Origin of the sequence: Chitinophaga polysaccharea (assembly GCF_902150045.1) — a bacterium.
Lineage (GTDB): Bacteria > Bacteroidota > Bacteroidia > Chitinophagales > Chitinophagaceae > Chitinophaga > Chitinophaga polysaccharea_A.
In genome coordinates this window covers 397,901-414,404 of sequence record NZ_CABFVU010000002.1, presented here as the reverse complement: position 1 = coordinate 414,404, position 16,504 = coordinate 397,901, and the positions used below count along the sequence as shown (strand labels likewise).

General features: G+C 46.8%; 11 protein-coding genes. 4 read left to right on the top strand and 7 right to left on the bottom strand.

The window, feature by feature from the left end; genetic code table 11:
- Window positions 1-91: 91 nt before the first annotated feature.
- Together FN124_RS16260 and FN124_RS16255 are read right to left on the bottom strand one after the other, a co-directional pair.
- Window positions 92-2,671: a phosphoenolpyruvate carboxylase gene (locus FN124_RS16260; protein ID WP_142685847.1), complete on the bottom strand. Its 2,580-nt coding sequence runs from the start codon at window positions 2,669-2,671 to the stop codon at window positions 92-94.
- Between the two features lie 349 nt (window positions 2,672-3,020).
- Window positions 3,021-3,860, bottom strand: a complete 840-nt coding sequence (locus FN124_RS16255; protein WP_142685846.1) for an energy transducer TonB — start codon at window positions 3,858-3,860, stop codon at window positions 3,021-3,023.
- Window positions 3,861-4,891: 1,031 nt separating this feature from the next.
- On the opposite strand from FN124_RS16255, the gene FN124_RS16250 reads away from it, so the two are divergent.
- On the top strand, window positions 4,892-5,473 hold the full coding sequence (locus FN124_RS16250) for a YitT family protein (protein WP_142685845.1): 582 nt from the start codon (window positions 4,892-4,894) through the stop codon (window positions 5,471-5,473).
- Between the two features lie 44 nt (window positions 5,474-5,517).
- On the opposite strand, the gene FN124_RS16245 is transcribed toward FN124_RS16250, so the two are convergent.
- The gene (locus FN124_RS16245) at window positions 5,518-6,573 is read right to left on the bottom strand and encodes a cellulase family glycosylhydrolase (protein WP_185937234.1); all 1,056 of its coding nucleotides are present in this window, start codon (window positions 6,571-6,573) and stop codon (window positions 5,518-5,520) included.
- 186 nt (window positions 6,574-6,759) lie between these two features.
- On the opposite strand from FN124_RS16245, the gene FN124_RS16240 reads away from it, so the two are divergent.
- Window positions 6,760-7,881 carry an acyltransferase family protein gene (locus tag FN124_RS16240; RefSeq protein WP_142685844.1) on the top strand — a complete coding sequence of 374 codons (1,122 nt, stop codon included), beginning with the start codon at window positions 6,760-6,762 and terminating at the stop codon, window positions 7,879-7,881.
- A gap of 109 nt (window positions 7,882-7,990) precedes the next feature.
- On the top strand, window positions 7,991-8,776 hold the full coding sequence (locus tag FN124_RS16235; protein WP_142685843.1) for an SDR family oxidoreductase: 786 nt from the start codon (window positions 7,991-7,993) through the stop codon (window positions 8,774-8,776).
- A 192-nt stretch (window positions 8,777-8,968) separates the two neighbouring features.
- Here the strand turns inward: FN124_RS16235 and FN124_RS16230 are convergent, their stop codons facing one another.
- The gene (locus FN124_RS16230; RefSeq protein WP_142685842.1) at window positions 8,969-9,619 is read right to left on the bottom strand and encodes a hypothetical protein; all 651 of its coding nucleotides are present in this window, start codon (window positions 9,617-9,619) and stop codon (window positions 8,969-8,971) included.
- Between the two features lie 130 nt (window positions 9,620-9,749).
- Here FN124_RS16230 and FN124_RS16225 point away from each other — a divergent pair, with 130 nt between their 5' ends.
- Window positions 9,750-10,985: a glycoside hydrolase family 88/105 protein gene (locus FN124_RS16225; RefSeq protein WP_142685841.1), complete on the top strand. Its 1,236-nt coding sequence runs from the start codon at window positions 9,750-9,752 to the stop codon at window positions 10,983-10,985.
- A 56-nt stretch (window positions 10,986-11,041) separates the two neighbouring features.
- Here FN124_RS16225 and FN124_RS16220 read toward each other — a convergent pair whose 3' ends face one another.
- The 3 genes from FN124_RS16220 to FN124_RS16210 form a co-directional block, all read right to left on the bottom strand.
- A complete protein-coding gene (locus FN124_RS16220) occupies window positions 11,042-12,472 on the bottom strand; it encodes a SusD/RagB family nutrient-binding outer membrane lipoprotein (RefSeq protein ID WP_142685840.1) in 1,431 nt (476 codons plus the stop codon).
- Window positions 12,473-12,485: 13 nt separating this feature from the next.
- Window positions 12,486-15,668: a SusC/RagA family TonB-linked outer membrane protein gene (locus tag FN124_RS16215; RefSeq protein WP_142685839.1), complete on the bottom strand. Its 3,183-nt coding sequence runs from the start codon at window positions 15,666-15,668 to the stop codon at window positions 12,486-12,488.
- A gap of 345 nt (window positions 15,669-16,013) precedes the next feature.
- Window positions 16,014-16,403, bottom strand: coding sequence for a hypothetical protein (locus tag FN124_RS16210; RefSeq protein ID WP_142685838.1), 390 nt, complete (start codon window positions 16,401-16,403; stop codon window positions 16,014-16,016).
- Window positions 16,404-16,504: the final 101 nt, after the last annotated feature.

Genomic DNA, 16,504 nt, shown 5'->3' with positions numbered 1-16,504 from the left:
CGTATTACGAATTACGGAGTCAGATGGAGACAGCCACCGGTATTACCTTCACTGTATCCACATAACTCCGTAACCTGTTTATGAATCATATTTATGCCGAGTTCCTGCCTGCGTTGATAATACCAAAAGAGCAACGCATAATGAGCTTTTCGTAGGTTTCCCTGCCATGCCCGTTGTCGGGATGTGAGTCCAGCTCCCGTATCCGGGTAAGCGCATACTGCTGGGTAGTGAGCAGCGGCAGCACAATTCTTTCCCTCATCTGGATAGACAGCAGGTCGATAGGGCTGCCGGCCATCAGTTCAGATTCATTGGTAAGCCGCAGCAGGTATTTTTTAGTCAGCTCAAATTCATTATAGATCATCTGCCATACCTCTCCATATTGCGGATGTTTCTCCAGGTAGGCAGTGAGCGGGAAATAGCTCTTCTTCATCGCCATTACGCAGTTATCGAGCAGGGTCCTGAAAAACAGGGAGTGTGCGTATAATGCTTCCAGTTCTTCCCATTTGCCTTGCTGGTCCAGCTGTTCCAGGGCGCTGCCCACACCGTAGTAGCCGGGTACATTTTGTTTCAGCTGGCTCCATGCGCCCACGTAAGGTACCGCTCTCAGATCATTGAGATTGAGCTTGGCAGAGGCATTACGCTTGCTGGGGCGGCTGCCTATATTGGCTTCCGCATAATACCGCAGGGGGCTGGCATGATCAAGATAGGCCAGGAAATGCGGATGCGTCTTTAATTTATTGTAAGCTTTATAGCCTTCATCAGCAAGGGATTGCAGCAAATCTTCTTCCGCTTTGCTGAGTGTTACTTCCCGTGAAGAAAACAGTTCATTGCTGATGCCGGCATGTATCAGCTGTTCCATATTAAACTGTGCAGCGTCTATGGTGCCAAAGTTGGAGCTGATAGTTTGCCCCTGTATGGTTTGCTGTATTTCCTTATTGGCAATATTCCTGCCCATGGAAGCATAGAACTGGTGGGTTTTTCCGCCGCCGCGTGCCGGGGGGCCACCCCTGCCATCAAAGAACACCACGTTGATGCCATAATCTTTGGAGATAGCGGTAAGTTCTTCTTTCGCCTTATAGATGCTCCAGTTGGCCATCAGGTATCCACCATCTTTTGTACCATCGGAGAAGCCAAGCATAATAGTTTGTTTACATTGGCGGCGGCGCAGATGTTCCCGGTAATCGGCGTTTTCATACAGCTCTTTCATCACCTGTCCTGCATGGCGCAGGTCATCGATGGTTTCAAACAGCGGTACAATATCTACTGTCATTTCCTCTTTCTTCCAGCCGCTCAGCAGGAACAAACCGTATACTTCCATTACATTAAGTACACTGGTACTATGACTGATGATATATCGGTTGCAGCCTTCTTCCCCGTTGGCTGCCTGTATTTCCCGGATAGCAGCAATGGTTTGCAGCGTATCCTGGTGCAGCGGGTTTTCCAGGGATTGGGGATCTATAGCCTCTTTTATATTAAGTAAAGCACTGATCTTTTCTCTATCATCCAGGGAGGTATAGTTATCCGGCAGCGCCGCTGTTCCGGCGGCTACGGCTTCCAGTACCGCTTCATGAACGGAGCTGTCCTGGCGTATATCCAGGGAAGCAAAGAACAACCCGAAAATCTCCACTTTACTAACCAGGTTATCCACCAGATGGACGAACAGCCCATTCAGGTCGGCCATGATCGTATTTCGTATATCCGCGAGCGTGTCCAGTATTTCCTGGCGGCTGATATCAGCTTTATGCCCTGGCAGGAACAGGTTGCGGGATAATTTGGATTCCAGTGCGGCCACTACATTCTCCACTCCTTTAAAAGTAAGGCGGCGGCGCAGGTTGCGGACTTCCCGGAAATAGCATTTCATGATGGAAGCACGAAGGGCAGCGGCCACTTCAATGGTGGTAGGCGCTTTTACAAACGGGTTCCCATCACGGTCGCCGCCAGGCCAGAAACCCATGCGGATCACGGCATTCTCACTACTGATAGCCCCCGGGAACTGTGCCCGGATAGACGACAGGATGCGGCCGGCCGACTGGTAAAAAATATTTTCGAGGAACCATACCAGGCTGATGGCTTCATCGTATGGTGTTGGTTTTTCCTTTTTGAAGAAGGGCGTTTTACCTAGCTGTTGCAGGTACATATTTACCTGGCTGGTATTTTCATCAATGAGCGCTTTAGACAGATCATTAATAATTCCAAGTACTTCACTGGGATAAAACTGTGTAGGATGCGCAGTCAGCACCAATCTCACGGAAAAATCCTTCAGTTTCTCCTTCAGCTTGTCCTGGGCCTGCTCCTGGATCACTTCAGATTGCAGATGCCGTAAAGTGCCGGCGCCCTGCAGATCGCGGATGTTCCGGAAAGCAGCATCTTCAAGCGCATCAAACAGTACTACCTGTCTTTCAGCATATTGCACAAAGCGGAACAACAGGTCCGTTCGCTGTTTTTCATCTGTATAGGTGGTATACTGAGAGAAAAAAGAGTTCATAATCTCTTCAGGGCTGTTGCCTTTGGAATATCCTTCTTCGCAATGAAGCAGGAACAGGGACAGGAAGATACCTGTCTTTTCCACGCGGTGGAAAGGCAAAGAGGTGAAGAGGCTATTATACAGCTGAAACTTGGTCCCAACAAGGTTTTTGAACTGTTGCAGCGAATTATTTACCGGCGCTTCCATACTAATTATCCGTTTATAGTGCTAAAGAAGAAGACTAAGCGGCTGTTAAATTAATAATTATTATGGTAATTTCTTAGTTTTTTGATTTTTGTTTGACATAAAGTGATAATGTTTGAATATTATCTAATAAGAAGCAGCGGTCTTAAAAAGCAATCCCGGCCGCTAAATGCGGACCGGGACTGGTATCAGGAATCAGAATGCGCCGGTTTATGGATGTAGGCCGGGATAAACAGGATGATAAAAACTTAAAGAGATAATAATATAGGAGGTCACACCGTCATAACGATGACAGCATTTTCCTGGTTAATAATAAAGTTTAATTGAAATGAAAAAGCGGGGGAACTATTTATTAGTTGTCGCTTAACGTGAAACGAACCGGCAAGTTAAAATATACAGCCACATATTCCCCGTTCTGTTTACCGGGTCTCCATTTAGGCATTTTGCTAACCACCCGGATAGCTTCTTCTTCCAGGCCTCCACCTTTTGCAGCACCGGTTGTTTTAACCTGGGAAATACTACCGTCGCGGTTTACAATGAACTGAATAAATACTGTTCCCTGTATGCCGTTCTCCTGGGCGGTGTGCGGGTACCGGATGTTATTGCCAAGATATTTGGCCAATGCGGCTTCACCACCTGGAAATTCGGGCATTATTTCCACGAAGGTGCGCGGCGCATCGGGATTGCTGGCCGGGGGTGCTGCCACTACGCCGACACCTCCGCTACCATTGGCTTTCAGGTCAATATCCGCTCCTCCTTCCACCCCATCTGAAGTAGTAAATCCTACTACGTTATCCTCCTGGTCAGCAATCTTTGGTGGCATTTCATCGGGAGGCACGTCTGTATCAACAATCACGGGTGTAGTGGCCCTGATAGATGCGGCCAATGGCGGGGGCGCGGAGTTTACCGGTGGCGGGGGAATGGTAACAGGAGGTTCCGGCGGCATTTCCAGTGTTTTCAATTCAATTTTCTTTTCCGCCAGCACAGGCCGGTGTACTGCTTCAGCCGCCATCAAAGTGTTATTCAACACATAGCCGCCAATCATTACCAGCATAATAGAAGCGGTGCCCATTACTGCATTGCGAACGCGCCCGTCGTAACGACTGCGCAATTCATAGGCCCCATAATCTTTGTTCCTTCCATAGAAGAGAATGTCGAGGAAATCATTCCCCGGGATTTTAGCTGAGTCCATGGTAATATGTTTTTTTAATTAGATGATGCAGTAAAATATTTTCCATAAGGTTTTTGAAAATATATTTCAGGGAGATGGGTAACGGGACGGGGTATATTATATTGGAACAATTGAACGGGGTATATAAAATAGAAGTCCCGACACGTGTCGGGACTTGCTGGCACTGGGGACCTTACCTGAAAACAAGTGGTTCCTTCATTTTAATTAGGCTTTCCGAAAAAAGTATAGGCGTCTACGTTATTATGTATCAGCCCCGACTGCTTCCGGAAAATATCTTAATGAACGGTTGGCTGGAAGCAGTCTTCAATGATCCGATAATGGCTTCAGTTCCCGGGGCAATCACCAACAAAACCCACCAGTAATGTTTGAGGCAACGCCCCTTTTGAACTGAAGTTGATCGTTTAATCTCAATGGATAGTAACCCAATTCTATTTCGCTACAAACACACAGCTAGCGTGTATTCGTATACGTTATATTTTCTTTCACGCTGCTTAACCGGTTTGCCTGTAAAGGCATTGAGGCCGAACAGATGACATATATCTTCATGTTGAAAAAATGAGAGAGGTCTGGTTTAAGATTTCAGTTGACAAATGCCAGGAGGATGCGGGGAGGTACGTTGCTGATAAATTTACCACCAATAAATTTGCAGCACACCTTTCCCGCAAGCCTGACCAGGCATTCTATTTACAGCTTACAGAACGCAAGATTTTTTCTTCAACAGCGGCTACAATAAGCGCCTGCTATCTGAATGTAACGGGAACTGGTGATATTTACCACTGTATTTTGCGTGTGGTATCGCATTCCACTAGTTAGCGTGTGCCTTTTCATAGTGTATTTTTATTTACACATTTTTCAATAATGATGGCAGCAACACCTTGCTGGTGGATCAAAGGATGCCGGAAGCGTTTGCCTGATGCTTCCCTGTGGTGGTAGATCTTATTAGTCTACTGATTTGGTAGACAAATATACATCGAGTTTTATTAATTCCAAATATTTGCCTGATTTTTTTCTGATTTTTTTGTTTTATCAGCATGGGTAACTCAGCCCTTTGTCTCACTGAAAACACATTCACACCGGTTACCACCAACCCGCTACTGGCGGCTATATTTGCCGGCCTGCTGGTAGGCATTGGCATTGGCCTGGTATTCCTGTCAGGCGGTACCACAGGCGGCTCCGCTATTGTGGCAAGATTATTCAATAAATATTTCGGCTGGTCGTTGGGTAACGCTATGCTCATTTTCGACATTGTTGTGATCATATCTTCTTCCTTTATAATAGGCATAGAAAAAACCATGTATACCTTTATTGCGGTATACATCGGGGCCAGGGCGGTAGATTATATTGTAGATGGCCTTAACACCAAACGCGCCATTACCATTATCTCCGCACGAACAGAAGCCATTGCAGCAAAGATCACCGGCGAAATGAAACGCGGCACTACCGTATTGCACGGGCACGGAGCCTTTACCGGCGCGCCCAAAGAAGTATTATATGTGGTGATCGGCAAACAGGAATTTATGCGCCTCAAGTCACTGGTGCAGGAAACGGATCCCGAAGCTTTTGTTGTGATACACGAAGTACATGAAGTATTGGGAAGGGGATTCTCAAAATAGTTTGGCAGCAGCTTACAGGATATCCTGTAAGCTGCCGGCCTATATTACTTACCGGTTAGCCCACGGATCACTTTCACTTCCTCCTCGCTGTAAGGCGTTCCATCCGGACGGAAAATATCATGAAACCAGGTAGGAGGCTCGCTGCCATCGGGCATTGGAGTGCTCCAGGCATATTTGGTATTGGTTTTACCAGCTACCAGTCCCCAGTTAATGGCGCCGATATTTTCCTTTTTCAGCAAAGGCATAATATTATCGAAACGGCTGCTGCGGGTACGGGCCATATATTCAGTACAGATCAGCGGCCTTCCTAACCGGCGCAAGGTGTCAATATCCCGTTGATGTTCTTCCGGCGGGGAATAGTTATGATAGGTGATCACATCTGAATGCGCCTCCTGGAATGCCGACAGGTCTTTAAGCTTCCAGTCCCAAATACCGGCTGATAGAGGCTGTGAGGGATTCACCTCTCTTCCCCAGGCAAACACTTTTTCCAGCAGGGGTAAGCTTTTGTTACCATGGCCGGAATTGCCGGGCTCATTATAAAGATCCCATAACAGGATACGCTTATCGTCAGCAAAAGATGTCAGTATATCTTTCACATATCTTTCCAATGTATCTACCAATGCGGGGCGCTGATGGATAGCCAGGCCCGGATCCTGCACCCAGCCTGAATTGTGGATACCCGGCCTGGGCGCCCGCTGGGGACCGGCCTGGTAAGTGCTGTCCCAGCAATCATCAAAAAATACGAATAAGGTGGAGATGTGATGCCTGTCGGCGATGTCCAGGTAAGTACTTATCCGTTGCTTAAAACCTGCAGAATCAACCACCCAGGGCACATGGTGCAGGTAAACCCGCATGGTGTTCAGCCCGATGCCTTCGGCATAGCCCAGCTCCCGGTTAATAGTAGCGGTATCAAAAGTTGCAGCCTGCCACATTTCCAGCTGGTTAATAGCTGTACTTGGAATAAAATCGCTTCCCCTGATCCAGTCTTTGCCTGCATACCAGGCATTGGCCTTTTCCTTTGACCATAAACCTTTTTCGGGTTGTTTGCAGCTCATCTGGATAAGCACGGCCACGCACAACGCAATAAATCGGTAATTCATAACGTAACTTTTTAGTGGAGTTACCAAAATAGTAATTATACGTGTCTCACGTTAGTCCATATGTCTCAATTTGTTACTCTCCCCGGGAATTCATATTTGGATTTTGAAATTTAGATGTATATATTGTAGTCAGCTCAACGCTCTTTCATTCCTTACCATCTTATCAACCAATACAATTAAAGGGAAATGACACAAAGCTCTCAACGCTTTTTACCGCTGGATGTATTCCGCGGGCTAACTGTTTGTTTCATGATCATAGTGAATACAGGCGGTACTGGTGGAACTTACTGGCCACTCGACCATGCTGCCTGGCATGGCTGGACACCAACCGACCTGGTATTTCCCTCTTTCCTTTTTGCTGTAGGCAATGCCATGAGCTTCAGCATGAGGAAATATGAACAACTGGGAAATTCAGCGGTGCTGGGAAAGATATTTAAACGTACCCTGATCATTTTCCTTCTCGGATACCTGATGTACTGGTTCCCGTTTGTACATCATACCGATAACGGGCTTGTATTCAAACCATTCAGCGATACCCGCATACTGGGTGTGCTGCAGCGTATTGCCTTATGCTACTGTATTGCTTCCCTTCTCATCCACTACTGCTCTAAAAAAGTGGTATGGGCTGTAAGCGCCGTATTCCTCCTGGGATACTGGGCTATCATGTGGTATTGCGGCACCCCAGGTGAACAGTACACCATGGGAGGCAACGCAGGTATCCTGCTCGATAAACTAATTTTAGGTGAAAGCCACATGTACCATGGTGAAGGCATTGCCTTTGATCCCGAAGGTATCCTCAGCACTATTCCCGCGGTGGTAAATGTAGTGGCAGGTTATTACACCGGGCTGTTTGTTCAGCAGCAAGGCAGAACGAAAGTGGGCCTGGGCCGCATGGTGGGCATGGGTATATTGCTGTTGCTACTGGCCTATGCGTGGAACACAGTATTCCCCATCAATAAAAAACTATGGACCAGTTCCTATGTATTACTTACAGTAGGAATTGATCTGCTGTTATTGTCACTGCTGATTTTTGTGATAGATATCCTCGGCTTTACCAAAGGCAGCGGTTTCTTTACGGTATTTGGCAAAAACCCTTTGTTCCTTTATCTCCTGTCGGAAGTGCTGGCTATCCTGTTCTTTTTCTTTATGGTGAATGGCGATTCACTCTACAAGTGGATCAATGACACCATCTTCCAGCCATTGTCGCCGGGTAAGTTCGGATCGCTGCTGTTTTCGCTGGCGTTCATGCTCACCTGCTGGCTGGTAGGGTTTATCCTCGACAGGAAAAAGATCTATGTTCGCGTATAAATAATATCATCTTACTAAAATAAAGGGAGAAGGGAAGGTCAGCGATCTTCCCTTCTCCTTTTATATACATAACACATTTTTTGCTACATTGTACATAAAATAATTACGGATGGACCTCTCACTTAAAGGAAAAACAGCGCTCGTGTGCGGCAGCTCTCAGGGCATAGGACTGGCTACAGCAACAGAACTGGCTTTGCTGGGCGCTGAATGTATTTTATTTGCAAGGAATGAAGACCGGTTAAAAGCGGCGCTGTCAACACTTAGTACGGCCAGCGGGCAGCAACACAGCTATGCAGTGGCGGATTTTTCCGATATAACACAGGTAACGGCTGCAGCAGAAAAAATCGCGGCAAGCGACCCCGTTCATATACTTATCAATAATACCGGCGGGCCTGCAGGAGGTCCTATCCTGGAAGCCGGCGCTGCTGCATTCACCGCCGCTTTTTCACAGCACCTGCTGTGTAACCAGGCTTTGGCCCAGATATTTGTACCCGGAATGATCAGCGCAGGTTTTGGCCGTATTATCAATATTATTTCTACTTCTGTAAAAGCACCCATAAAAAACCTCGGAGTATCCAATACTACCCGGTGGGCGGTTGCTGCCTGGTCCAAAACCCTTGCCACAGAACTGGCGCCACATGGGATTACGGTGAATAATGTGTTACCCGGCTCCACCTCCACGGCCAGGTTGGAAGGATTATTTAAGAGCAGCGCGGCTGCGCGCAATGTATCGCCCGAAGTGGTAGAAGCTGAATGGCTGAAAGAAATTCCGATGCAGCGTTTTGGAAAAGCCCATGAAATAGCTGCGCTGGCGGCATTCCTGGCATCGCCCGCTGCGGCTTACATTACAGGTACCTCCACTGCTGTGGATGGAGGGAAAACGCCGGTTGTCTGACGCAGGATTAAACTGATTACGCTGATTACGCTGATTTGATTTTTGTAGGATTTTATAACTGATTTAAAAGGACCTGGGGAGATTTAGGCGGATATATTGGCTTAAATCTCCCCAAATCCTTTTAAATCCAAAGTAATCAAATCAGCGTAATCAGCGTAATCAGTTTAATCCTGAGTCAGACAAAATCCGCTCTTAACAAGGTATAAAATTGACCACCCTTACCAGGCGGCCATTTTCAAAATGTAGCTGCACACTGCTATCATTGTCTTTATTATAGGAATCACGGAGTATGATCATATCTTTTTTACCCTCGTTTTCTGCCTGCAATACCGCATTGGGATAAAAACGCTTTACATCTTCCCAGGTAGTGTTGCGGGTGAGCGTAACTTTCCCCGCGGTGAGTGAATTGTTATCTGTAAAAACAAATTCCTCGCAAGCCAGTGAATCCTTACAATGTTCAAAAGTGGATCCGTCTTTATAGAAAAAATCAAAATCTTCCTCAAACTGCGATCCGCAAACATCTTCCCCATTGGCAGAAACTATGCTGTCTGCCGCACCTATGGCTGCTTCCAGGCGCTGCCTGGTGGTAAACAACGGCACTTTATTATTAATAAGCGCTTGGGCAAAAGGGAAAACTTCAATCTGCTCCCAGGAAATATTACGCCTGATCTCCTGCAGGGAATCTTCCTCGTCTGTAAGCGGCCGGATGTTTTCCGAAGGCGCCGCTACCGCAATGTTATCTGCTTCTTCTATACTGTTCTGCCGGCAGGCTGTTAACAGCAACAAGGCCATAGTAAACAAGTATTTTCGTTCTTCGTATAGCCTATACCGTATTTTACGCATGATCCCGATAATTTAAAACCGATCTTAAACACATAATTAAAATAAATTATATTAAGATCCAAGTATTTTTCATGCAATCGTTTGCATAAATCGAGAATGCAGGTTATATTGTACTAATAAAGTTCCGCATATGAAAAAGCAAACCCTTCTCTTCCTGGGCCTGGCCTTACCATTTACCGGTTTGTCGCAGGATAACTCCGCCGATGCTGCAGTTGTAAAAAAAGTAGCCGACTATGCAATTGCCCACGCCGCCTTCCGGTTCAAAGGAGATAATAATGAAACCTGGAGCAGCAGCAGGGAAATACCTGCCGGTACAACGGCCAGGATATCAGATCACCTGAGTGAATGGCATTATCCCAATGGTGTGTTAAATATTGCTATGACAGATCTGGGGGAATACCTGAACGATAAAAAGTATACCGAATTTTCGCAGAAACATGTAGCCTTTGCGTTCGACAACTACGCCTATTTTGAGGCACTCAGTAAAAAAGGAGTTAAATACAAAGGTTTTCCTTTTAACCAGTTAATCAATACCCGTGTACTGGATGATTGCGGCGCCATGGGAGCCAGCCTGATAGACGTTTACGAAAAAATAAAAAGAAGCGATTACAAGGCTTATATCGATAAAGCGGCCAACCATATCAGCAAAGTACAGGAAAGGCTGCCCGACGGCACTTTATGCCGGCCTTACCCTTACAAATGGACCCTATGGGGCGATGACCTGTACATGAGCGTTCCTTTCCTTGCACGCATGGGCAAGCTCACCGGCAACAACTCCTACTTCGACGATGCCGTTGCCCAGGTAAAACATTTTTCACACTACCTCTGGGATGAACGGAATGAATTGTATGTACACTATTACTATGAAGACCTGAAAAGGCAGGGCGTTGCGCACTGGGGCCGTGCCAACGGGTGGATCATGCTGGCAAAGGTGCAGCTGCTCAATTACCTGCCCGTTAATCATCCCGGCAGGCAGGAGGTGATTGCAGATGTTACCCGGCAGATCCTCGGCATCGCCAGATACCAATCGGCCAGTGGCCTGTTCCACCAGGTACTGGACCGTACAGATTCCTATACGGAAACCTCCTGTACCGCCATGTTTGTATATTCTATTGCACGCGGCGTAAATGAGGGCTGGCTCGATAAACGTTATATCACTATTGCGGAAAGGGGCTGGGAAGGATTGGTAAAAGAGAAAATACAGGAAGATGGGCAATTGAAAGACGTTTGCATTGGTACAAACACTTCGGCAGATCTTTCTTTCTATTATAACCGCCCAACAGAATTAAACGACTTTCACGGTATAGGACCCGTGATAGAGGCTGGTATTGAAATCATGCGCTACCGTGCAAATAACAAAAAATAAAAAGTGACGGATCTGCAGGAACAGCTCCTGCAGATCCGCCACCCTGAATACTTCTGTTAGTACATATCAAACCATACCCTGGTAGTCAGCAGATCCGCCCCCTGGCGGGCTACAGCTGCTTTGTAATTGGCGCCGTTCAATGCCTGCTCGCTAGAAGGATATGATAAACGCAGCGGCATTTTACCCTGTAATGCTCCGGTATAAGCAGGCTTTAACTGCGGATAATCCAGCCGCCTCCATTCTGCAAAGGCTTCCAGTCCTTCGCTGAATAATGCCAGCCACTTCTGCTCTCCTATCGATTTTTTATAGTTATTGGCATCATATGCTACAGCAGGCTGTGCAAGGTAAGTGTCTACCTGCGTACCTGTAACACCATACTGTTTGAAGGATGCACGGATAGCCTGTGCGTATAAGTCGGCCGCATTGCCGCTGATCAGGTTGCGCTGTGCCGCTTCCGCCAGGATAAACAGTTGCTCTGCATAGGTGAACACATAGGCAGGCGCCTGCGTAGCTGTAAACGCTGCACCAATATCAGAGGTTTTACTGAAGCCCAGGCGGGAAGCTGAATCGGCCGACAGTCCATTCGTAACACCGATATATGCATTGGTATCAGCTGGTAGTGCAGCGTATATGCTTAACCGTGGGTCGTTCAGCGCTTTCAGTTTATCGATCACAGTTTTACTGATGCGATAATCGTTCCTTGTTTCCCTGTTCCGGCCCACCGGGTTCTGGTTGGGAGAAGTGAGGTAGTTTAGTTTTACCTCACGGTCGCCGGCAGCCAGGAAAAAGTTGCCTTCCGCAGCCAGTTCGGCAAATACTGCCTTTGCAGCAGCCGGATCGCGGTCGGCCAGCCGTAATGCAATACGGGAGCGAAGCCCGTTGGCAAATTTCTTCCAGCCATTCATATTTCCCGCCAGTAAGGAGTCTCCGAGGATAGGATTGTCTGAGGGAGAAATAATGCTTACTGCATTCTTCAGTTCAGCCAGCAATCCCCTGTATACTACCCGCTGACTATCATACACCGGTGTAAGGTATTTATCAATATTGCCTGCCTGTGTGTAAGGAATATCTCCGTACAAATCAGTAAGCACCTGGAAAATCCAGGAACGCATGATGATGCCCACTGCTTTGTAATTGGGATTGTGCAGGGTATCTCCCAGCTCTGCCAGTTTGGTAAAGTCTGCTATACCCTGTGCATAGAAATTATTCCATACCGTCTGGATATTGGTAGAAGCGGGAATATAACGGTCCGGATCAGGATATTGGATCTTAGCCCAGTATTGTATATACAACAGGGTGGTTTCCATGGTGGCATCGCTGCCCCAGTAAGTATCCACGTTGGCTTTAATACCGTTGCTCAGCAGGTAGTCCGGCTGCACAACGACAGGTTCATTCGGATTTATATTAGTGCGCTCCAGGTCCTTCTGGCAACCGGCCAGCCATATTGCAGCGATTAATAAAGAGAAAGATATCAACAACTTTTTCATAATCATTCAATCATTAAAATGAAACATTCAGGTTAAAGCCAAAGCTGCGGGTAGTAGGTATCTGCAGCGTTTCCAGTCCCTGGCCATTACCGGTATTGAAGGCTGTTTCAGGATCTATGTTTGGTGTGTTCTTATGCAGGTATCCCAGGTTCCTGCCTACCAGTGCCACATTCACCGCCTGTAATCCCCACTTCTTCACCAGCGAAACAGGTAAGGTATACCCTACTTTGATTTCACGCAGCTTCACAAAAGAGGCGTCGTATACGGCGCTTTCGTTCAGGTTGCTGCTGTATACGGCTTTATAGTAGTTCTGTGCAGAAAGGATGGCGGTGTTTTTCTTTCCATCTGCTGTATAGCCGTCAAAAATGATCCCGTCGTGCTTTACGGTAGCTCCGCCTGGTGCGGTAGCATTATGGTCCGGCAGCTGGATATTTTTTGAACCGTCGTTATAGTAAGGCAATCCCCCGTGCTCTTCGTCGCGGCCAGGCATTGTTGCGGCCAGTACGCCTGTGCTCATACCTGTAGCGTTGGTTCCCGACCAGATGGAGCCGCCTTGTTTGGTATCTATCAGGAAGCTCAGGTTAAAGCCTTTAAAGGAGAAACTATTGTTAATGCTCCCTGTCCATTTTGGCGTATAGTAGCCCAATATTTTTTTACTCGGGTCTACTGAAGGAGTGCCATCTGCATTCACCAGTATCCTGTTCTCGCTGTCTCTTTTATAAGCAGTACCGTAAAGGGCGCCATAGCGTTGTCCTTTGCTGGCCAGCACCTGGATATTACCCGAGCTGCCAAGTACATAGTTGGTCAGAAATCCATCTGCATCCAGTTCTATTACTTTACTCACATTACGCGCATAATTGATGTTCGCATCCCAGCGGAAGCCAGAGCGTGTAGAGATGGGCGTTAGTCCCAGCATTACTTCCACACCATGATTACTCAGCTCACCTGTATTCAGTAATTTCTTCAGGTAACCGGTAGTGGAGCTTACATCCGCCAGCAGGATCTGGTTGCGGCTATGAGAGCTGTAGTAAGTAACATCCAGCCGTACGCGGTTATCGATGAAACCGGCTTCCACACCTACTTCTGTTGAAGTGGTAATTTCCGGTTTAAGATCTTTGTTCAGATACTTGTCTGATACAGTGAGTAACGGCAGCGAGCCAAACGGTTGGTTAAACGGATAGGTATTAATTTCCTGGTAGGGATCTGTATCCTTTCCTACCTGTGCCCAGCCACCACGCAGTTTCAGCAGGGAGAGCGCCGGGCTCTGGATATGCAGGGCTTCCGACAATATCAGGCTGGCGTTTACCGAAGGATAAAAATATGAGTTGTTGCCTCTTGGCAGTGTAGATGACCAGTCGTTGCGCGCCGTTAAATTCAGGAACGCATAATTGCGGTAGCCTACCTGTGCCGCTGCAAAACCGCTGTATACTTTCTGCCTGTTGAGCAGACTGGTAGAAACAAGCGGATCGCGGGAGTTATTCAGCGTATATACATCTTTTACAGCAAGACGGGGCGCCTGCTGGTAGTTCTGTTCCAGCTGGTTGGAGCGCAGGTTGGCGCCGGCAAGTACATCTATATCAAAATCACTACTCAGCTTTTTCTTTGCATTCAATGTAAACTCCCCGTTTGTTTCACTTACTGCATAAGCGTCTTCTGTATAGGAGCCAAATGGCGTACCATTGGTATAGTAGGCGATCTTATACTTGCGTCTGTCCTGGTAGTAGTCAGTACCAATGCGGAAATTGGCGGTGAGCCAGTCCACGATCTGGTATGATAACCGGGCATTGCCCAGGAAGCGGTTACGCAGCATGCCTACTGTATTTTCATTCTGGATCCAGTAGGGATTGCTGTAATAGCTATGGTTCCAGTTGTAATCTGTACCATCTGCATTCTTATAATTTTTCAGTTTGCTCACATCTACCTGGCGGCCAAACCAGATGAACTGGAGAGTAACGCTGTTACCGCGTCTGCCGTCCACACCAGGAAGATTATCAGCGGAGCTGCGCACATAATTAGCGTAAGTGCTGAGTGTGAGTTTCGGTGTAATACGGAAAGTGTTGCTTGCAGTGAAAGTATTACGGGTAATACCGGTGTTGGGTAAAATACCGCCTTGTTTGGTGTTATTATAAGAGAAACGGTAATCCAGTTTTTCGTTGGTACCACCTACAGATAAACCATTGTTCAGTGTATACCCCGTTACATAAAAATCTTTCACGTTATCAGGATGTGCTACAAATGGTACGGCTTCTCCATTGGAAAAGAATTGCGGGATCAGGCGACCATCCATTTTGGGTCCCCAGCTTTCATCCACTCCATCATTGATACCACCGCCTTTACCGTCTTTATAAGAGAATTGTCCGCCGGTACCCTGACCGTAAGAATTCTGAAAGTCGGGCAGGATCAGGAGCTTATCAATGGTAGCGCCGGAATTTACGGTAATGCCCATGCCTCCTTTCGTATCTTTCCCGGTTTTTGTTTTGATCACAATTACACCGCTGGATGCGCGGGAGCCATATAATGCAGCTGCATTGGGGCCTTTCAGCACACTGATGGAGGCAATATCATCGGGATTGATATCGGAAATGGCGTTGGCAAAATCGCGGCCTGTTCCTATGCCTAACTGGCTGTTGTCTACCGGTACGCCATCCAGCACAAACAGGGGCTGGTTATTACCGGCGATGGAGGTTTCTCCGCGGATAACGATACGGGAAGAGCCGAGGTTACCCTGGCTGTTGGTTACCTGCACACCGGCTATTTTCCCGGACAATGCATTCACGAGGTTGGTTTCCTTTGCTTCAGAAAAATCTTTTGATTTCAGTTCCTGTACGGCATAACCGAGTGATTTCTTTTCGCGGGAAATACCCAACGCGGTTACTACTACTTCTTCCAGCTTCCTGTTACTGTTTTCCAGGGAGATGTTGATCACTTTATTGTTTCCAACAACTGCAAACGTTGTTTCAAAGCCTAGTGAGGAGAATTGCAGCGTATCATTCACCTGTGCGCTGATCGAATATTTTCCATCCGGATCCGATTGTGTGCCGCGTCCTGTTCCTTTCACCTGAACGATTGCGCCGGGTATGCGTTGTGCGTCTGAGCGGGATGTGATGACCCCGTTCACCCTGATTTCCTGGGCCATGCTTTGCTGCAGCCACAATAAAGCGGGCAGCAGCCATAACAGCCTTTTTACGTAATTCATGCTTTGTACTTGATTTATAAGTTGACTCAGATCTTTGCGGAGATGGTACACCGTTCAGATTTTGGCATTTGTTGTTTGGTGTATAATCAATTGGTGATATCGGGGGCAAAAGTAAGCCACAATTATTAATCTACAAAATTTATAGACTATATAGATTGAAAAATACCAGTAGAAGAACATGCTAAACATTTAGCAGAGAATACCCGGTGGGAGCAGATCCTGGCGATAGGAACGGGTTGTTGTATAGGATAAAGTGCCCGGAAAACACTTAACAGAATGAATAAAATAATCTTCGAAAATTTACCGGGAAAAATATCTCCCGGTAAATCATCTTCAAAACATCAGCTATTTAGCTTCCAACAATTTTTTCAGCTCAGCTTTACAATCTTCAATAGTTTGCCAGATCATCCTGTCTTCACACAGAGTGCCTTTGTATTTAATGGTCACCTTTGTTTTGCGCAGCACTACCTGGTAATACTCCGGTGCATCGGGAGAATTTTCCCAGGTAATCTTGCCATTTTCTTCAATACCACCCGCAAGTTTATCTTCTATGATATCATTTACCTTTTTGTGCAGATTATCTGCAAAATCGTAGCTGACATCAGTTTTTACAAGGCAGGAAGAATCATTGGCGTAGTAATTCTTTTTCAGGGCGGCGGCCTGTTTATGAGGCCAGCATAATAGTGCGGAACTGGCTGCAGCCAGCAATAACGGGAACCTCAAAGAATGTTTCATAACAAGAAAGATTAGTATAACATGGAGAATAGGTATATATAACAAGTCCGGGTAACTATCTCTTTGATTGCTGATCTTGGTTTTTATCTCTCTTCAACTCA